The following is a 19760-nucleotide window of genomic DNA, read 5'->3' on the forward strand; positions in this document are numbered from 1 at the left end:
GCCCCCCTTAAGATGAATTTTCCCAATTAGTAAGACCCCTTGAAGACGACGAGGTTGATAGGTTCGGGGTGGAAGCACAGTAATGTGCGGAGCTGACGAATACTAATCGGTCGAGGGCTTATCCTAATGAATGAAGCAAGCGGTGTGTAACAAGCGACGATGTTCCTATCCAGTTTTGAAGGTGTAAACTTTCTTTTGTTTGACGTTTGGTGGTGATGGCGGAGGGGAACCACGCGTACCCATCTCGAACACGACCGTTAAGTCCTCCAGCGCCGATGGTACTTGAACCGCAGGGTTCTGGGAGAGTAGGAGGCTGCCAAGCGACGAAGGGCCTGTCACAGTTACTGTGACAGGTTTTTTGTTTTGTTGTTTTAAGGTTTTTATCCTCTATAATATTCTATCGCCTTCTTTTTTTCTTTTGATACGTATCCTCTTTGCTCAGTAGATGTAATGTGGAATTTTAAATTAAAAATTCTAACGAAGAATAATCACCTTATTTACCCAACAAACGCCCTTTTAAAAATCTAAGGAAGATTTATAACGTTAATCATGCCATATACCACTATTTGGAGCTCCTTTTCTATACATAAGACTTAAAATCTTCTTTAGAAATTATTTCACCTCGATATTCATCATTTAGCGATACAATTCTTCTTTAGTCTGTGATGCCTACGGCTATTCATGCTAGTAAGGTTATAGATATATGGCAACTGACAGTGGTATCTCTTCTACTATGTATTCTTATCGGAATTACAAACGAATCTATAGAGAGGGACGTTTTAAGTAACTGCATTGCATAGCGTTATGTTTTAATTAAGTATAGCGTATCTACTTTGTTTAGTAACTACTGAGCCTAGGGGATACGCTATACATGTTGTAAATTTCAATGTCTTTGTAGGACTAAGTCGTTTCAATTTGATATGATAAAGCTGAAATAATAAAGTGACGGAACGAGGGTGGAATGATGTTGCGATATGGTGTAAAAAAGTTATGGATTGATGGCAAGTGGTGTGAAGCGACAAAGTATAGTCAATTGATTGCTCCTTATTCCAAGGAGCGGATAGCAAGTATTGCGGTGGCAGGTGAAGCTGATATAGCAGCGGCAATTGCAGCTGCTGATCGTGCGCGCCAAACAATGAAGCGAATGGCTGCTCATGAACGAGCCGCAATTTTGGAACGGGTCGCTGTGCAATTGAAGGAGCGAGAAGTGGAAGCAGCACAATTAATTGCATATGAAGCAGCAAAACCGCTGAAATTAGCTTTAGCAGAAATAGAGCGAACGGTTCAGACGTATAAGTTTGCAGCGGAGGAAGCGAAACGGATATATGGGGAGACAATACCATTAGATGCACAAAGGGGAGCGGAAGGTAAAGTTGCTTATACGATGCAGGAACCGCTTGGTGTTATCGCAGCGATTACGCCATTTAATTTTCCGTTTAACTTAGTTGCTCATAAAGTTGGTCCTGCGATTGCAGCTGGTAATACGGTCGTTTTAAAACCGGCTTCACAAACGCCACTATCGGCTTATTTTATTGCGGAGATATTTCATCAAGCAGGTTTGCCGAGCGGCGCATTAAACGTTATTACTGCTCCAGGAGCAGTAGCTGGTGATGTGCTTACTCGGGATGAGCGAGTGGCGATGATTACTTTTACAGGTAGTGAACAGATTGGAAAGCAGTTACAGCAGCAAGCAGGTATGAAAAAAGTAGTGTTAGAGCTTGGTTCGAATGCAGCGTTGATTGTAGATAATAATGTGAATATAGCGGCTATTGCCGAACGAGTAGTGACAGGAGCGTTTGCTTATCAAGGACAGGTTTGTATTGCTGTACAGCGGATTTACGTGCATGAATCGAGCTATGAGCAATTAGTTAATACGTTAGTAGAGCGAAGTAAGCAGTTAAAGTTAGGACACCCGCTCGAGCTGGAGACAAATATGTCGGCTCTTATATCGGAACGAGAAGATGAACGGGTACAGCAATGGTTGGAAGAAGCGAAGGCAAAAGGTGCAAAGGTTGTTTTGGGTGGTACGGTAATTGATGGCATATTTGCTCCGACAATAGTCGTTGATGCTCATCCCGATTTGCAAATATGTCGTGAGGAACTATTCGCACCAGTAGTAGTAATAACAGCTGTTTCATCGATGGATGAAGCATTCGTACAAGTGAATGATTCACGTTACGGTTTGCAGGCTGGTATTTATACAAATGATATGACTACTGCATTGCGAGCTGCACAACAATTAGAAGTTGGTGGAGTTATTATTAATGATATTCCTACGTTTCGTGTAGATCATATGCCGTATGGTGGAGTGAAAAGTAGCGGAATTGGTAGAGAAGGCGTGAAGTATGCTATGCAAGCGATGATGCAACTAAAGTTAGTAGTGATGAATAGTATGCCAGCTGCGATACCTCCGATTTGATCATAAGAAAAGCGTAATTGGATGTATAAATTGTACAGAAAACAGCAAACTGTAGAGGAGAAGTATTTTAAGATTTATCGGGAAAAGTGTAAAAGAAAATTTGAGTGAATAGATAAAAAAATAAAGTAGAGGGGTTGCAAAACGTAAAATTTTGCGTATAATAATTATTAAGGTCAAAGAAAGTCAAAGTCAAGTAAAGCAAGTATGAAAGTAAATTAAACTACACTATTCAGGAGGTTGGTGCCATTGCGGAATATTTCCGATCTCATTGAACAGTTTTTGAAACTTAAACTAGATAAAAGTGATGATGGCGCTGTAGAGATTCAACGTAATGAATTGGCTGATCGATTTTCTTGTGTTCCTTCTCAGATTAATTATGTTATTAGTACACGATTTACACTAGAGAAGGGATATATGGTAGAGAGTAAACGTGGAGGTGGTGGCTATATTCGGATTCAACGAGTAGAATTGCCAGCTTTGCAAATGATTTCGCACCATATTGAAAAAACGATAGGTAACAGTTTAGATCAAACGAATGCAGAAGGGTTAATTTATCAATTAGTCCAGGCAGAGATGATTACAGCACGTGAAGTAAATTTATTAAAAGCCGCTATTCACCGTGAAACGATAGGATTAACATTACCGCTGAGAGATCAAGTAAGAGCAAGATTATTACGAGCAATGTTAATTGCTTTGTTATCGCGTTAGATGTGTAGCAGCTGTCTTATAATTGTAGTATAAAGTCTATCCTATAGAAGGGAGGAATCAGGCATGTTCTGTCAAGAATGTGGTAAGCGACAGGCAACTCTTCATTTCACTAAAATAATTAACGGTGATAAAACAGAATTTCATTTGTGCGAAAGCTGCGCGAGAGACAAAGGGGAAGCGATGCCGGGAGCAACGAATAGTTTTTCGATACACAGCCTGTTGTCTGGACTGCTTGATTTTGAAAAGCTGGGCAGTAGTCCATCTGCTCTTCCGACTGACGCTCAACAATCGATGCGTTGTGAAGAATGTGGGCTTACTTATACACAGTTTAGTAAAATAGGCAGATTCGGCTGTAGTAGTTGTTATCAGCAATTTTCACCTCGTCTAGACCCATTGTTGAAACGAGTACATGGTAACACTACCCATAGTGGTAAAGTGCCAAAACGTACTGGTGGTAGAATTCAATGTAAACGTGAAATCGAACAACTTCGTAAAGAAATGCAAACATATATTCAGCAAGAAGAGTTTGAACAAGCGGCTAGTTTACGTGATCGAATTCGTGAGTTAGAGCGAAAAATAAATGGTTAATAATACGGATGAGAGGAGTGAGACTGTTGGATAAGCAACGATTTACTGAACATGCATTAAATGATTGGATGAAAGGCGGCGGTCCGGAAATTGAAATCGTCATTAGTAGCCGAGTAAGGCTAGCCCGAAACCTAGGTGATCAGCCGTTTCCGATGTTAGCGACTAATCAGCAAGCAGCGGATGTATTGGAGCAATTGCAAGCAGCAGCTCAATCGTTTGATACAGCTCCATTCGGCTCACTGGAAACAATATTGCTATCCGAGCTGGATGATCTCGATAGACAAGTGTTGGTAGAGAAACATTTGATCAGTCCAAGCTTGGTCAATGAATCTCGTGTTGGTGCTGTTTTGCTTAGTGAGAACGAATCCATCAGTATTATGATCAATGAAGAAGATCACCTACGTATTCAATCGATATATCCTGGATTTCAAATAAAAGAAGCATGGCAACTAGCTAATCAGTTGGATGATGCCTTTGAACATGAGCTTGATTATGCATTTGATGAACAGCATGGGTATTTGACGGCATGTCCAACGAATGTAGGGACAGGGTTGCGAGCGTCTGTGATGATGCACTTGCCAGCGCTGGTGTTAACTAAGCAAATTAACCGCATATTGTCGGCAGTGACGCAGGTCGGTTTAGCTGTACGTGGGCTATATGGAGAAGGTAGCGAAGCGTTAGGTAACTTATTTCAAATATCGAATCAAATTACTTTAGGATTATCTGAGGAAGAAATTATTGATAACTTGCATAGTGTGGCTGCACAAATCATAGAACATGAGAAGGCAGCTCGCAGAAAGTTGCTAGAAGAATCCAAATTACGCATGGAGGATCGTATTAGACGTTCTTATGGTATTTTATCACATGCGGCAATTATGGATTCCAAAGAGGCAGCTCAACGGTTGTCCGATGTTTGGCTTGGTGTAGATACCGGTATATTGACTGGCATCTCTTCACAAACATTAAATGAGTTGTTAGTAAAGACTCAGCCCGGATTTTTGCAAAAAATATTTAAAGATACGTTGACACCGGAGCAGCGAGACTTACGTCGAGCGGAACTAATCCGCAATCATTTGAATAGTAATTATGAAGATGGAGGTGCTAATGAATGATGTTTGGACGATTTACAGAACGAGCACAGAAGGTTTTGACATTGGCGCAGGAAGAAGCGGTACGTTTAGGTCATAATAATATAGGAACAGAGCATATATTGCTTGGCTTGATTCGCGAAGGGGAAGGCATAGCTGCAAAGGCACTAACTGGTTTTGGATTAGGATTGGAAAAAATTCAAGATGAAGTGGAAGCTTTAATCGGGCGTGGACAAGAGCAGCCAACAAATATTGCCTATACACCGCGTGCGAAAAAAGTAATTGAATTATCGATGGATGAAGCTCGTAAGTTGGGTCATACGTATGTAGGAACAGAGCATATATTGCTTGGACTGATCCGTGAAGGAGAAGGTGTTGCTGCTCGTGTGCTTAACAATTTGGGCATTAACTTAAATAAAGCACGTCAACAAGTACTGCAATTGCTTGGTAGTAGTGAGGCGGCATCAAGCAATCATAGCGCACCATCGAATATGAGTACTCCTACTTTAGATGGTTTGGCTCGTGATTTGACTGCTGCTGCTAAGGAAGGAAATTTAGACCCTGTTATTGGGCGTGGCAAAGAAATTGAGCGTGTTATTCAAGTGTTAAGTCGTCGTACGAAAAACAACCCTGTCTTAATTGGAGAGCCTGGTGTTGGTAAAACGGCGGTAGCAGAAGGATTAGCGCAAAAAATTATTGACAACGAAATTCCAGAAACATTGCGTGATAAACGAGTAATGACTTTAGATATGGGATCTGTCGTAGCTGGTACAAAATATCGTGGTGAATTCGAAGATCGTTTGAAAAAAATAATGGATGAAATTCGTCAAGCAGGTAACGTCATTTTATTTATTGACGAGCTGCATACGTTAATTGGTGCTGGAGGAGCGGAAGGAGCAATTGATGCTTCTAACATTTTGAAGCCGGCACTAGCTCGTGGGGAACTGCAATGTATTGGTGCAACAACGTTGGATGAATATCGTAAATATATCGAAAAAGATGCTGCCTTAGAGCGTCGTTTCCAACCAATTACAGTGGATCAACCGTCACCAGAAGAAGCGATTCAAATATTATACGGATTACGTGATCGCTATGAAGCACATCACCGTGTAAAAATTACAGATGAAGCTATTTTGCAAGCTGTGAAGTTGTCTGATCGTTATATTACGGATCGTTTTTTACCGGATAAAGCAATCGATTTAATCGATGAAGCAGGTTCGAAAGTTCGTTTGCAAACATATACAGTTCCACCTAATCTTAAAGAACTAGAAAATAGATTGGAAGATATTCGCAAGGAAAAAGATGCAGCAGTCCAAAGTCAGGAATTTGAAAAAGCTGCGGCTCTTCGTGATACGGAACAAAAAATTCGTAATGAACTTGATACGACGAAAAATGAATGGAAAGAAAAACAAGGTCGTACCGATTCTGAAGTGACACCAAATGATATTGCACAAGTAGTAGCTAGCTGGACAGGAATTCCGGTTACCAAAATGGCAGAAGAAGAAACAGATCGACTATTGAAGATGGAGTCGATACTACATGGTCGTGTGATTGGGCAAGAAGAAGCGGTCAAATCAGTATCGAGAGCGGTTCGTCGGGCAAGAGCCGGCTTGAAAGATCCGAAGCGTCCAATAGGTTCATTTATTTTCTTAGGACCGACTGGTGTTGGTAAGACGGAACTAGCACGTGCGCTTGCAGAAGCTATGTTCGGTGATGAAGATGCTGTTATCCGGATAGATATGTCGGAGTACATGGAGAAACATGCAACTTCTCGTTTAGTTGGTGCCCCTCCGGGATATGTTGGTTATGAAGAAGGTGGACAACTGACGGAAAAAGTAAGACGTAAACCGTACTCTGTTGTCTTGTTAGATGAAATTGAAAAGGCGCATCCAGAAGTATTTAACATCTTGTTGCAAGTGTTAGAAGATGGTCGTCTGACAGATTCTAAAGGGCGTTTAGTCGATTTCCGTAACACAATTATTATTATGACATCTAATGTTGGTGCAGATCAAATTAAAAAGAATTCATCGCTTGGCTTTACAGCAGTAGAAGATGCTGGACACGAGTTCTCTGTTATGAAAAACAAAGTGTTGGATGAATTGAAAAAGAGCTTCCGTCCAGAGTTCTTGAACCGTATCGATGAAATAATTGTGTTCCATTCATTGGAGAAAAAACATATTTCAGAGATTGTTACGTTGATGGCTGATGAATTGCGTCATCGACTGCAAGAACAAGAAATTAATTTTACCGTAACGGATGCGGCTAAGCAGTTTTTGGCAAAAGAAGGTTTCGATCCACAATATGGTGCTAGACCGTTGCGTCGAGCGATTCAAAAACATATTGAAGATCGGTTGTCAGAAGAATTATTGCTTGGTAACATCAAAAAAGGTGATACGTTCATCATTGATGAGCAAGATGGCAAACTAATTGTAGATAAATCAGATACTGTCGTTAAGCAAGAGGAAGCAGCAGAGTCAGCGAAGTAATGTAACGATCAAATAGTATAAACGAAGAAAGCTACTTAGAAGTCAGTGTAAATTGACGACTGGGTAGCTTTTTTTCTGTAGATAGATGTGCAGAAGCGGGTAGCATAGGTAAATATATATGGATGAAGTGACAAATTTTCTTTCTTGGTTGTAGAGATAATGGTACAATTTATAAGGATGAGTATGGAGTAGGTGAATTTGGTGGCAAAAGTGAAAACAAAGTTTGTTTGTACAGAGTGTGGCGCAGAATATGCCAAATGGTACGGCAAATGTCCAGGGTGTCACGCATGGAATACGATGGTAGAAGAGAAAGAAACCATATTGAAAACAAAAGGTGTAGGTTTGTCGTCGATTCATACGAAAGAAAAGCCGCAGTCGATCATACATATAGATAATGAGCGGGAACCGCGAATTGAAACTTCGTTGGTGGAATTGAATCGAGTATTAGGTGGTGGAGTTGTCCCAGGCTCTTTGATTTTGGTCGGAGGCGATCCGGGAATCGGTAAGTCAACGCTACTATTACAAACTTCACATGCGCTCGCAAGTAAAGGGTTAAAGGTTTTATATATATCAGGTGAGGAATCTGTCCGTCAAACGCGTATGCGCGCAGATCGGCTAGGTGCGTTAACTGAAACGTTGTATGTGCTATGCGAAACGAATATGGATCATGTAAACGAGGCAATCGAATCTTTAGAGCCAGACTTTTTAGTTATCGATTCTATTCAGACGGTTTTTGATCCTACGGTACAGTCTGCTCCTGGCAGTGTATCTCAAGTAAGAGAATGTACTGCTCATTTTATGCGCACAGCCAAAATAAAAGGTATTGCGACTGTGTTAGTCGGGCATGTTACGAAGGAAGGAGCTATTGCTGGACCAAGGCTACTGGAACATATGGTAGATAGTGTGCTGTATTTTGAAGGAGAACGCCATCATACATATCGGTTGCTGCGCGCGGTGAAAAATCGATTTGGATCTACTAATGAAATTGGGATTTTTGAAATGGGTGAAAGTGGACTTAGAGAAGTTTCTAATCCATCGGAGTTGTTTTTATCGGAGCGTCCGCTTGGTGTGGCAGGTTCTACCGTTGTTTGTAGTATGGAAGGAACTAGACCGGTTTTAGTGGAATTGCAAGCGCTGGTAGCGACAACGAATTTCCCTTCACCTCGCCGTATGTGTACCGGAATGGACCATAACCGAATGGCGTTAATTATTGCTGTATTGGAAAAAAGAAATGGTATGTTTTTACAAACGCAAGATGCTTATTTAAATGTCGCTGGTGGTGTAAAATTAGATGAGCCAGCGGTGGATTTGGCAGCTGCAGTAAGCTTGGCATCAAGCTTCCGAGATGCGCCTACAAGACCATATGATGTTGTATTTGGTGAAGTAGGGCTGACTGGAGAAGTTCGGGCAGTTTCACGAGCAGAGCAGCGGGTTAGAGAAGCGGCTAAATTAGGATTTAAACGAGTGATTATGCCAGAGAAAAGTATGAAAGGCTGGAAAGCGCCTGCTGGAATAGAATTAGTTGGAGTAAATACAGTATCGGAAGCTTTAAAAGCGGCACTGGGATAAAGGGGGAAGTACAGAGATAATGAAAGAACCGACACCACAAGAAATAATGAATCAATTATTACCGCTCGTAGCTCCTGGTACAGCATTTCGAGATGGACTAGAAAATGTTTTGCGAGCAAAAACAGGTGCTCTAATTGTAGTTGGTTATAGCCCGGAAGTGATGGAAGTAGTCGATGGAGGGTTTTCGATTAATTGTGACTTCTCCCCTAACTATTTGTATGAACTTGCTAAAATGGACGGTGCTATTATTATGAGTGAAGATATGCGGCGGATATTGTATGCCAATACCCAACTTATCCCTCTAAGCACTATTCCTTCTACCGAAACAGGCATTAGACATCGTACAGCAGAACGTGTAGCCAAACAAACCGGAAAATTAGTCGTATCGATATCGCAACGTCGTAATGTTATTACACTCTATATGGGTAATTTACGTTATTCGCTCAAAGATATTGGCGTTATTCTGACCAAAGCAAACCAAGCGATTCAAACGTTGGAAAAATATAAAGCGGTACTTATTCAAGCGTTAACGAATTTGTCAGCCTTTGAGTTTGAGGAATTGGTGACGTTACAAGAAGTGGCACATGTTATTCAGCGAGTAGAAATGGTATTGCGGGTCAAAATGGAAATTAAACGTTATGTTAATGAGCTTGGTACAGAAGGCCGACTGATTAGTATGCAAATGGAGGAGCTAATTGGTGGCGTGGAGCAGGATGCTTGGTATATGTTAAAGGATTATGCAAAAGAAAACAGTGACGAGAAGATTAGAGATATTCGTACAGCGCTACGCAAACTAACATGGGATGAATTACTTGATTTAACACCGATTATCAGATTAATTGGCTACCCACATGTCAATACTATTCTCGAAGAATCCGTTGCTGCAAGAGGATATCGCATTTTGAGTAAAATTCCAAGATTACCTATTATTATTATAAATAATTTAATAGAAAAATTTGGACATTTACCGCGTATTCAAATGGCTACTATCGAAGAATTGGATGCGGTGGATGGTATTGGAGAAATCCGTGCTCGCTCCATACAAGATGGTCTCAGAAGAATAAGGGAACAAATGTTTATTGACAGGCAAATATAAACCTCCTACAATTGATGGAAGCGAGGTGTGAACATGATAGCCAAATCAATTCCTAGTTTGTTCACCATTGGCAACTTATTTTTAGGTATTATAGCAATTATAATGGTCTTTAACGGAGATACACCGATGGCCGTAATGATGATAATTATAGCTATGTTACTCGATGGTGTAGATGGTCGTATTGCTCGTGCGTTAAACGCACAAAGCGAGTTTGGTAAAGAGTTAGATTCTTTGGCGGACGTTGTTTCTTTCGGTGCCGCTCCAGCGTTTATTATGTATGTAGTTGCTTTTCAAGATATGTACTCTCCAGCTGCTTGGATTATAACTGCACTATTTCCTATCTGTGGTGCGCTTAGATTGGCACGATTCAATGTCATTACGAGCAATGCTGGTTACTTCATAGGGCTTCCAATTCCGGCGGCGGGCAGTGTGTTAGCTACATTATCTTTGTTTAGTGATAGTATTCCTTTGGGAATATTAGTATTAGCGACAGTGGTGTTAGCACTATTGATGGTTAGTACAGTACGTTACCCTAATTTCAAACGTGTTGGTATTTCTAAGACAGCACTTTGGCTTGTACCGATTGTCATTATTGTTTCATTGGTACTAGGGATTATGTTTACCGATCATTTGTCCAAAATTATTTTTATTCCATTATTGCTATATGCGCTGTACGGATTTAAGAAAACATTTGATCGGCGCCATGTACGTAAAAAAAAACGAGCTAGTTCCATTGAACAAGACGAAGATGCTCCACCAGAATTTTTAGCATAACTTCTGTAGGAGATATAATTAACATTAAATATTAGAAAAGTAAGACGCTCCCGCTTTGTAATAAGCGAAGAGCGTCTTTTTGCTGTGTACGATGATCTTTTTAAAAAAAGGGTCACTGCTACAGCTATCGAACTTTACGTTAAATTAAAAACACCGAGGGTAGAACATTTTTTCGATTCATTAGCAACAACTTCTGTCAACTGAATGTCTAGCAAATTGCATAATGCAGTTGTATAAAATAAGTTTCGTCCCAGCTCAGTTTTCAGTATATCTTGACAATGTTCGCATAGATCGCCAGATAGATGGCTTTGCATCGTAGCTTTTGCTTCGTCCAGATCATCGGAGTAAGATTGTTTGCGGGCGTTAATTTCGATGCAGCCGCAATCAGTTACTGCTTTCGTAACGGCGCGATTCACAGCTGTATTGGACTGTCCAAATTTGGACATAACATCAAGTAAGCTGCGGTGTCTCAGTAGCAATTCCGATACTTGCTGTTGAAATTCTTCTAACGACGGAGTATGATTCGGTTCCACTTCTTTCACCCACCTCTATTCATGTAATCTCTCTCTATTATAGACTCCCTGAGCGCTGTTTACAAAAGTTGATTGCTAAAATAAACAAAATTTTTTTTAATAATTTTCGCTTAAATAGGGAATGGACGATTAAAGTTGTAAATATTGAACATAATTGTTAATGGAGGTGAACCATTAATGATGAAACGTATTATACAACTCATTGGTTTGTTCGTTGGCGGTTTGGCAGGTAGAGAATTATACAAGCTGTTCTCACCCATGTCGAGCTGGTCAACATTATCGTCATCGCTCTTACAGCATACAAGCACTTATTACATTAGTTTAGCGGTAGGAGCGTTAGGTGGTTTGATTGCTGCATCGATATTGGCAAGTAGAATTACAGGTTATTTGCAACAAACAGTTGAAGCTACAGCTGCGTTACCATTAAAACAATTAGTATCAGGATCACTAGGACTACTTTCTGGATTGCTGTTATCTGTTATGTTGTATCCTTCCGTAGCTGATTTGGGTGGTCTGGGACAGCTAGTACCAGCATTTTTATCGTTAGTATTTGGCTATGTAGGGCTGCGTATTGGTCTACTCAAGCAAGAAGAGTTAAGTGCTACTGTCCATATGTTGTTTGAACGTAAAGCGGGAGCCGAAGTTGCGGTAGAGGAAAGTAGATACGAAGAACATAAAATTTTGGATACTAGCGTTATTATTGATGGACGGATTGCAGATATTTGTAAAACAGGCTTTATCGAAGGAATTTTGGTTATTCCGCAGTTTGTATTAGAAGAATTGCAGCATATTGCTGATTCGTCGGATTTGTTGAAAAGAAATAGAGGTCGACGTGGGTTAGATATTTTAAATAAAATTCAAAAAGAATTAGAAATTAAAGTATTAATCTATGAAGGCGATTATGAAGAAATTGGTGAAGTAGATAGTAAGTTAGTGAAGCTGGCGAAAGCATTACACGGAAAAGTGGTTACGAACGATTATAATTTAAACAAAGTTTGTGAGCTACAAGGAGTGTCCGTTCTAAATATTAATGATTTAGCGAATGCGGTTAAACCTGTCGTGTTGCCAGGAGAAGAAATCGTCGTACAAGTAATCAAGGATGGCAAAGAATTTGGACAAGGTGTCGCTTATTTAGATGATGGGACGATGATTGTAGTAGAAGGCGGCAGAGAGTATATTGGGCTGACGATGGAAGTGTTAGTTACTAGTGTACTACAAACCTCCGCAGGACGAATGATATTTGCTAAGCCGAAATTGTTGGAAAAAGCACTGTAACCATTGTACAATATATAGTAACGTATTGAATTACAGTGTGAGGCGGTAGAGATATAGTGGTTGTAACGAATCAGTTTGGCGCAGTTATTGTAGCAGCAGGTCGCGGAACACGTATGGGGACGAAAGAAAGCAAACAATATTTGACCCTTGCCGGTCAACCGATTATTATACATACGTTGCAAACATTCGCTAAACTTGCGTTTATAAGTGAAATGGTTGTTGTTGTAGGAGAGCATGATGTAGCTAGACTACAGCAGATGGTAAGCGACTACCAGATAGATAAAGTTACAGCTGTTATCGCTGGTGGCACAGAGCGACAGCATTCCGTATGGCAGGGAATACAACATATGAAGTCGGAGTGGATACTTGTCCATGATGGAGTAAGACCGCTGGTCACTCCAGAGGCTATCGCTACATGTTGCGCTGCTGCGGAGCAAAATGATGGTGCTGCTGTTCTAGCGGTACCAGTGAAAGATACGATTAAACAAGTGAATGAGCAAGGTGTTATTATAGCGACTCCGGATAGAAAAAGCTTGTGGGCGATCCAAACGCCACAGGCTTTTCAGCGTACTATTTTGTATGCTGCGCATGAGCAAGCACAAAAGGAGCAATTCGTTGGTACCGATGATGCGATGATCGTCGAGCGAATGGGCACGAAAGTGGTGGTAGCAGAAGGGGAATATACGAATATTAAAATTACAACTCCTGATGATTTGCCATTCGCTGAATTGTTATTACAAACGAGACAACAGAGACAAGAAGGAGAGAAATTAGTATGATACGAGTGGGAACTGGTTTCGATGTTCACCAATTAGTAGAGGGTAGACCATGCATTATTGGTGGCGTCACTATTCCGTATGAAAAAGGATTAGTCGGACATTCCGATGCAGATGTATTACTACATGCCGTAACCGATGCTGTGCTGGGAGCAGTTGGATTAGGCGATATCGGCACTCATTTTCCGGATACAGATGAAGCGTATAAAGATGCGGATAGTTTAAAATTGCTAGAAGATGTTTGGAAACTAATTAAAGAACAAGGCTATCGATTAGGTAATATCGATTGTACAATTATGGCGCAACGTCCAAAAATGTTGCCATATATACCAGAAATGCGTACTATTATTGCTAAAGCATTGGATGCGGACATAACGCAAGTGAATGTGAAAGCAACGACGACAGAACAGTTAGGGTTTGTTGGTAGAGGAGAAGGAATCGCTGCACAAACCGTAGTATGTTTAATACGCCAGGAGGGGTAAGACGACAATGACAGATCAAATTAGAGTACGTTATGCACCATCACCAACAGGACATCTGCATATCGGGAATGCAAGAACGGCATTATTCAATTATTTATTTGCACGTAGTCAAGGCGGTAAATTTATTATTCGGATAGAAGATACCGATGTGAAACGGAATGTTGCTGGCGGAGAAGAAAATCAGCTGCACTATTTGCGTTGGTTAGGAATAGATTGGGATGAGAGTGTTGATGTTGGTGGAGATTACGGTCCATATCGACAAACAGAGCGACTAGAACTTTATATGAAATACGCAGAGCAGTTAATGGATGCTGGTTTAGCGTATCGTTGCTATTGTACAGAAGAAGAATTGGAAGCAGAGCGGGAAGAGCAGAAAGCTCGTGGCGAAACACCACGTTATTCTGGGAAGCACCGTGATCTGACTTTGATGCAGCAAGCGGCTTTTGAAGCGGAAGGACGGGTAGCAAGTATTCGTTTTCGAGTACCAGAAAACCGTAATTATACTTTTGATGATTTGGTTAAAGGGACGATCAGCTTCGATACGACCGAAATGGGCGACTTTGTCATTATTAAAAAAGATGGCATTGCAACGTACAACTTTGCTGTTGTGATTGATGATCAATTGATGAAAATTAGTCATGTATTACGGGGGGAAGATCATATCTCCAATACACCAAGGCAATTAATGATTTATGAAGCATTAGATTTTCCAGCGCCAATATTTGGGCATATGACCTTAATTGTTAACGAAAGTCGTAAAAAGCTAAGTAAACGCGATGAGTCGATTATTCAGTTTATTGGGCAGTATGACGATCTTGGATATTTGCCAGAGGCGATGTTTAACTTTATAACACTGTTAGGCTGGTCGCCGGAAGGTGAGCGAGAATTGTACTCGCGTGAAGAGCTTATCGAAATATTTAAAGCAGAACGATTGGCTAAAAGCCCAGCATTGTTTGATATGAATAAGTTAAGCTGGATTAATGGTGAATATATTAAGCAAGCAGCAGTAGAGCAAGTAGTGGCACTTTGTTTGCCGCATTTGCAACGAGCCAATTTGGTAAATGAGCAATTGGAAGAAACGAAGCAACAATGGGTGCGAGCGCTTGTAGCGCTGTATCAGGATCGTCTGCGTTATGGTGCGGAAATTGTATCGCTTACAGCGACCTTTTTTGAGCAAGCGGTAATCGATGAAGAAGAAGCGCAAGCAGTATTGGCAGAAGAACAAGTACCTGTCGTACTTCAAGCGTTGTTGGCACAAATGGGGGACTGTACAGAAGAACAGTTTTCTGCTGATAAGGTGAAAGAGATGATTAAAGCGGTGCAGAAGGAAACGGGATGTAAAGGGAAACAACTATTTATGCCGATTCGTGCTGCGCTGACTGGTCAAACGCATGGTCCAGATTTGAACCAATCCATTTGGCTTTTGGGTAAAGAAAAAGTAACGACACGGTTAACGGCTAGATTAGACTTGTTAACAGTGTAACTATTCGCTATACTAGGGCTAAAATAAGGCTAAAAAGAGCTATCATTTAAAAATAAGAGCGATGATCAGGAAAAGTATGTTTTGGCTAGATGCTCAGAGAAGGTAATCATGTTTCTAACGATATCTGTTATGAAGCGGCTGGAAGTTACCTCATCTGCCAGAACGGAAAATGCACCTGTGAGCATTGTTCCGAACTGTTAATCGTGCGCAATCGATGGATGGATGTGGCGCAGTGATATTAGCACAGTAGGCAGCAACGTAACTCTGCGTTAAAGAGATGGAGATGATTGTCAGCACTAGTGTCCGTTAAAGCGTCATACGTTGTAATGCGGCACGATGTACTGCACACTCAAGCAGAGTGGAACCGCGTAATATATATGCCTCTGTAGCAATTGTTGCTACAGAGGCATTATTTTGTTTTTTTTGATGTACGAGAGTGAAAAAAAGCTGTGCTTAAGTGGAGGCGAGGGGGTCAATCGTTTGTTTCGTCAATTGCGATCAGATATTGCTGTTATTTTTGAGAATGATCCAGCTGCTAGAAGCAAGCTGGAAGTCATTTTATCGTATTCTGGATTACATGCTATTTGGGGACATCGAGTAGCGCATAAACTATATAAAAAGAAATGGTTTATACTGGCGCGTTTTGTATCACAGTTTAGTCGATTTATGACAGGTATTGAAATTCATCCAGGAGCAACGATCGGTCAGCGGTTATTTATCGATCATGGGATGGGTGTCGTTATTGGAGAAACTTGTGAAATTGGCGATGATGTTATTATTTATCAAGGAGTTACGCTTGGCGGTACAGGAAAAGAAAAAGGAAAGCGACATCCGACGATTGGTAATCGTGTCGTTATCGGATGTGGAGCGAAAGTACTCGGATCATTTCGTGTTGGAGATCATTCCAATGTTGGATCGAACGCTGTCGTGTTACGTGAAGTGCCAGATAACTCTACTGTAGTAGGCAATCCGGGTCGAGTGGTGAAACGGAATGGCGAGCGAGTGGATCGATTAGATCATACGAAACTACCCGATCCGGTTATAGAATTATGCCGTAGTATGCAGGATGATATTGCTAAATTGCAGGAAGAATTGGATCGATTGCGCCATGATCAATCAAGTTTTGTAGAGCAAAGGAAGCAAAATGATGTAGATCCATCAAGTGAAGGAGCTATAGTGATGGGATCGCAAAAGGAGAATGAGAAATGAGTATCAGTATTTATAATACGATGACGCGTCAGAAAGAATTGTTTCAGCCGCTGGAAGCAGGAAAAGTAAAGATGTACGTATGTGGTCCAACCGTTTATGATTATATTCATATTGGTAATGCCCGTCCAGCTATCTTTTTTGATGTGGTGAGAAGATATTTAGAATATGCGGGATATGACGTTAACTACATTACTAACTTTACCGATATTGATGATCGGCTTATTCAAAAAGCAGAGCAATTGGGAACGACAGTACCAGAAGTTGCAGAGCGATTCATTGCTGCTTTTCATGATGATGTACAGGCGCTTGGTGTGAAGGAGTCAACAAAGTATCCACGAGTGACGGAGCATGTCGCAGAAATAATTACGTTTATTACTGGTTTGATTGATAAAGGGCATGCTTATGAAAGCGAAGGCGATGTATACTTTAATACGTCTACATTTGCTGACTATGGTAAATTATCGCATCAAAAATTGGATGAGTTACAATTCGGTATTCGAATCGAAACGGATGAACGTAAACATTCGGAGCAAGACTTTGTACTGTGGAAAACGGCGAAGCCGGGTGAAATGTTCTGGGACAGCCCTTGGGGACAAGGAAGACCGGGTTGGCATATTGAATGCTCGGCAATGGCTCGCACATATTTGGGTGATACACTCGATATTCACGGTGGTGGTAGTGACCTGCAGTTTCCGCATCATGAGTGTGAAGTAGCACAGTCAGAAGCGTTGACTGGTCAACCGTTTGCGAACTATTGGATGCATAATGGGTATATAAATATTGATAATGTAAAAATGTCCAAATCGCTAGGAAATGGTATATCAGTACACGAGCTTGTCAAACAAATTGAGCCGCGAGCGATTCGCTATTTTATGCTGGCTACCCACTATCGTAGCCCGCTTAATTTTAGTACAGATACGATTAAACAAGCTGAAAATAGTGTGGAGCGTATCGACAATTGCATTAATAATTTGCGCCATCAGCTTAGTAGTAATGAATTGGAAAGTGGAGCAGAGCAAGGAGCGGGGATCGAACAGTTACAAGTACGGGTAGCGCGAATTGTTCAAACATTTGAAGCGAAAATGAATGATGATTTTAATACTTCAGATGCGATAACAGCATTGTTTGAATTAGTGCTGGAAGCGAATCAGTATATGAATAATTCGAAGGAGCTAGCAACAAAAGCCGGGTTACAATTGTTGTTGGATCAGTTTGAGCGTATAGATGCTACACTAGGGCTACTACCAGCAGTACAAGAGGTTGAGCTATTGGATGCGGATATTGAGCAGTTGATTGCAGAACGGGTAGAAGCACGTCAAGCGAAAAATTGGGCTAGAGCAGATGAAATTCGTGATCTCCTACAAGCTCGTCAAATATTACTGGAAGATACACCACAAGGCATGAAATGGCGTCGTAAATAACAGCAAGAGATATGTAATTTAAGTGGAAAGGGGCGAAGCGTTAGTGCCAGAGTGGAGTGGAGGAGTAGGTTATCAACCTAATAAATCGCCTGAACAGACGAATCCAGTAGTACTTGCCTACATCGGTGATGCCGTGTATGAGATGCTCATTAGGCAATATTTAATTTCATTACCGAATCAAAAGCCACATCATCTGCATAAACAGGCTACAAAGTTTGTTTCTGCTGCTGCTCAACGCCAAATATTGGAGCAGTGGCAGCCTCATTTGAGTGAGGAAGAAAAAGATGTTGTACGAAGAGGGCGAAATACGAAATCTGGAGCGCCACCGAAAAATGCAGATGTTGCCGATTATAGACAAGCTACTGCATTGGAATGTTTGGTCGGTTATTTGTATTATAAAAATCAAATGGAACGAATTATGGAATTGTTAGCGATAGTATTACCGCATGAAGAAAATAAGTTAGAGACGTAAATAATAAGTTAAAACAAAATATAGAACGGAGGTTGTTTATGTTAGGGGAAACAACGGAGGAGAATTATATTGCTGGGAAGCATCCAGTGCTAGAAGCATTGCGATCAGAAAGAGAAATTAATAAAATATGGATGGTTGAAGGCGGCAAAAAGAATATAGTAGGACCGATCATGGCAGAGGCGAAACAACAAGGGATTATTGTGCAATATGTCGATCGACGCAAGTTAGATGCAATGGTTCCTGGTGTTGTCCATCAAGGAGTTGTAGCGCAGGCTGCTGCGATCGCTTATGTAGAGGTAGAACAGTTGCTTGAGCGGGCAGAAGAACGGGGAGAGCAACCGTTTCTGCTTATATTGGACGAGCTGGAAGATCCGCACAATCTTGGTTCGATACTTCGAACGGCGGAATGTATGGGAGTTCACGGTGTTGTTATACCTAAGCGCCGCTCCGCTAGTTTAACAGCGACTGTATTGAAAATATCAGCGGGAGCCGCAGAATATGTACCGGTAGCACGGGTTACTAATTTGGTAGCTACGATTGAAAAGTTGAAGGAAAAAGGTGTTTGGGTAGGTGGGGCAGACGCTGGAAGCGGTCAGTCTGTTCATAATACTGATTTTTCCATACCGCTAGCACTAGTTATTGGTAATGAAAGTAAAGGATTAGGCAGATTAGTAAAAGAAAAATGCGATTTTATTGTAAACTTGCCACTACGCGGGCAGCTAAATTCATTAAATGCGTCTGTAGCCGCTGGAATATTAATGTATGAAGTTGTAAGACAACGACGAGTTTAATAGCAATGAAACGTCGAGCAGATATACTGTTAGTGGATGGCTATAACATAATAGGTGCTTGGCCGGAGCTTAATCAGTTAAAAGAACATCATCAACTGGAAGATGCGCGTGATCGTTTGCTAGATATGTTAGCTGATTATCAAGGATACACCGGAATGGAAGTATACGTCATATTTGATGCACATCAAGTTCCAGGTCGAGGAGCTACCTACAAACAGCATAAACTGACGGTTATGTTTACAAAAGAAAAAGAAACAGCGGACGAATGTATCGAACGACTATGTCATGAATTATATTCTCGACGTTATAATATTTATGTAGCTACATCTGATCTTGTCGAGCAGCACGTTGCGTTTGGACAAGGAGCATTGCGATTATCAGCGCGCGAATTGTTGAATGAAGTAGGGCATTGTCGTGCAATGATTCGAAAAAAGGTCAAAGAGGACATTCATAGCAACAAAAGAAACACTGTAGATGAAATAATTCATGTGGATGTGTGGAGTAAATTGGAGCAAATGCGCCGAGGGGAAAAATAACAAATAAGCGGAAATGCAGAGGAAAACAGGATTATTGTAACAAAATGACAGGAT

The 19760-nt window shown here is 41.0% G+C and carries 18 protein-coding genes and 2 rRNA genes; 19 read left to right on the forward strand and 1 reads right to left on the reverse strand.

Annotation, left to right across the window (positions count from 1 at the left end; all coding sequences use genetic code 11):
* The 10 genes from ACFSTH_RS00240 to pssA all read left to right on the forward strand — a co-directional run.
* Positions 1–126: ribosomal RNA gene (locus tag ACFSTH_RS00240) — 23S ribosomal RNA — on the forward strand; the annotation flags it as partial.
* A 79-nt stretch (positions 127–205) separates the two neighbouring features.
* A 5S ribosomal RNA gene (rrf, locus tag ACFSTH_RS00245) occupies positions 206–322 on the forward strand.
* A gap of 639 nt (positions 323–961) precedes the next feature.
* The gene (locus ACFSTH_RS00250; RefSeq protein WP_377770017.1) at positions 962–2419 is read left to right on the forward strand and encodes an aldehyde dehydrogenase family protein; all 1458 of its coding nucleotides are present in this window, start codon (positions 962–964) and stop codon (positions 2417–2419) included.
* A gap of 246 nt (positions 2420–2665) precedes the next feature.
* The gene (locus ACFSTH_RS00255; RefSeq protein ID WP_377770018.1) at positions 2666–3127 is read left to right on the forward strand and encodes a CtsR family transcriptional regulator; all 462 of its coding nucleotides are present in this window, start codon (positions 2666–2668) and stop codon (positions 3125–3127) included.
* Positions 3128–3190: 63 nt separating this feature from the next.
* Positions 3191–3715 carry a UvrB/UvrC motif-containing protein gene (locus ACFSTH_RS00260; protein ID WP_377770019.1) on the forward strand — a complete coding sequence of 175 codons (525 nt, stop codon included), beginning with the start codon at positions 3191–3193 and terminating at the stop codon, positions 3713–3715.
* Positions 3716–3741: 26 nt separating this feature from the next.
* A complete protein-coding gene (locus ACFSTH_RS00265; protein ID WP_377770020.1) occupies positions 3742–4827 on the forward strand; it encodes a protein arginine kinase in 1086 nt (361 codons plus the stop codon).
* On the forward strand, positions 4824–7289 hold the full coding sequence (locus ACFSTH_RS00270) for an ATP-dependent Clp protease ATP-binding subunit (RefSeq protein ID WP_377770021.1): 2466 nt from the start codon (positions 4824–4826) through the stop codon (positions 7287–7289). Before ACFSTH_RS00265 ends, ACFSTH_RS00270 begins: the two co-directional genes overlap by 4 nt.
* Before the next feature lie 201 nt (positions 7290–7490).
* A complete protein-coding gene (gene radA / locus ACFSTH_RS00275) occupies positions 7491–8858 on the forward strand; it encodes a DNA repair protein RadA (protein WP_377770022.1) in 1368 nt (455 codons plus the stop codon).
* 19 nt (positions 8859–8877) lie between these two features.
* Positions 8878–9954, forward strand: a complete 1077-nt coding sequence (gene disA / locus ACFSTH_RS00280; protein ID WP_377770023.1) for a DNA integrity scanning diadenylate cyclase DisA — start codon at positions 8878–8880, stop codon at positions 9952–9954.
* A 33-nt stretch (positions 9955–9987) separates the two neighbouring features.
* Entirely contained in the window at positions 9988–10728 is a 741-nt protein-coding gene (gene pssA / locus ACFSTH_RS00285) for a CDP-diacylglycerol--serine O-phosphatidyltransferase (protein ID WP_377770024.1), read from the forward strand.
* A gap of 134 nt (positions 10729–10862) precedes the next feature.
* On the opposite strand, the gene ACFSTH_RS00290 is transcribed toward pssA, so the two are convergent.
* Positions 10863–11261 carry a DUF1573 domain-containing protein gene (locus tag ACFSTH_RS00290; protein ID WP_377770025.1) on the reverse strand — a complete coding sequence of 133 codons (399 nt, stop codon included), beginning with the start codon at positions 11259–11261 and terminating at the stop codon, positions 10863–10865.
* Between the two features lie 177 nt (positions 11262–11438).
* Here ACFSTH_RS00290 and ACFSTH_RS00295 point away from each other — a divergent pair, with 177 nt between their 5' ends.
* The 9 genes from ACFSTH_RS00295 to ACFSTH_RS00335 all read left to right on the forward strand — a co-directional run bounded on the left by ACFSTH_RS00295 (position 11439) and on the right by ACFSTH_RS00335 (position 19706).
* Positions 11439–12536 carry a PIN/TRAM domain-containing protein gene (locus tag ACFSTH_RS00295; RefSeq protein ID WP_377770026.1) on the forward strand — a complete coding sequence of 366 codons (1098 nt, stop codon included), beginning with the start codon at positions 11439–11441 and terminating at the stop codon, positions 12534–12536.
* A 56-nt stretch (positions 12537–12592) separates the two neighbouring features.
* The gene (gene ispD, locus ACFSTH_RS00300) at positions 12593–13315 is read left to right on the forward strand and encodes a 2-C-methyl-D-erythritol 4-phosphate cytidylyltransferase (protein ID WP_377770027.1); all 723 of its coding nucleotides are present in this window, start codon (positions 12593–12595) and stop codon (positions 13313–13315) included.
* The gene (gene ispF / locus ACFSTH_RS00305; RefSeq protein ID WP_377770028.1) at positions 13312–13794 is read left to right on the forward strand and encodes a 2-C-methyl-D-erythritol 2,4-cyclodiphosphate synthase; all 483 of its coding nucleotides are present in this window, start codon (positions 13312–13314) and stop codon (positions 13792–13794) included. The genes ispD and ispF overlap by 4 nt, the downstream gene beginning before the upstream one ends.
* Before the next feature lie 7 nt (positions 13795–13801).
* Entirely contained in the window at positions 13802–15277 is a 1476-nt protein-coding gene (gltX, locus tag ACFSTH_RS00310; protein ID WP_377770029.1) for a glutamate--tRNA ligase, read from the forward strand.
* Between the two features lie 480 nt (positions 15278–15757).
* Positions 15758–16486: a serine O-acetyltransferase gene (gene cysE, locus ACFSTH_RS00315; protein ID WP_377770030.1), complete on the forward strand. Its 729-nt coding sequence runs from the start codon at positions 15758–15760 to the stop codon at positions 16484–16486.
* On the forward strand, positions 16483–17907 hold the full coding sequence (gene cysS / locus ACFSTH_RS00320) for a cysteine--tRNA ligase (RefSeq protein ID WP_377770031.1): 1425 nt from the start codon (positions 16483–16485) through the stop codon (positions 17905–17907). The genes cysE and cysS overlap by 4 nt, the downstream gene beginning before the upstream one ends.
* Positions 17908–17929: 22 nt before the next feature.
* Positions 17930–18379 carry a Mini-ribonuclease 3 gene (locus ACFSTH_RS00325; protein ID WP_377770032.1) on the forward strand — a complete coding sequence of 150 codons (450 nt, stop codon included), beginning with the start codon at positions 17930–17932 and terminating at the stop codon, positions 18377–18379.
* Positions 18380–18417: 38 nt separating this feature from the next.
* Positions 18418–19170: a 23S rRNA (guanosine(2251)-2'-O)-methyltransferase RlmB gene (gene rlmB / locus ACFSTH_RS00330; RefSeq protein WP_377770033.1), complete on the forward strand. Its 753-nt coding sequence runs from the start codon at positions 18418–18420 to the stop codon at positions 19168–19170.
* Between the two features lie 5 nt (positions 19171–19175).
* The gene (locus ACFSTH_RS00335; protein ID WP_377770034.1) at positions 19176–19706 is read left to right on the forward strand and encodes an NYN domain-containing protein; all 531 of its coding nucleotides are present in this window, start codon (positions 19176–19178) and stop codon (positions 19704–19706) included.
* The last annotated feature ends 54 nt before the right edge of the window (positions 19707–19760 follow it).

The organism is Paenibacillus yanchengensis, assembly GCF_042684845.1.
Lineage (GTDB): Bacteria > Bacillota > Bacilli > Paenibacillales > Paenibacillaceae > Pristimantibacillus > Pristimantibacillus yanchengensis.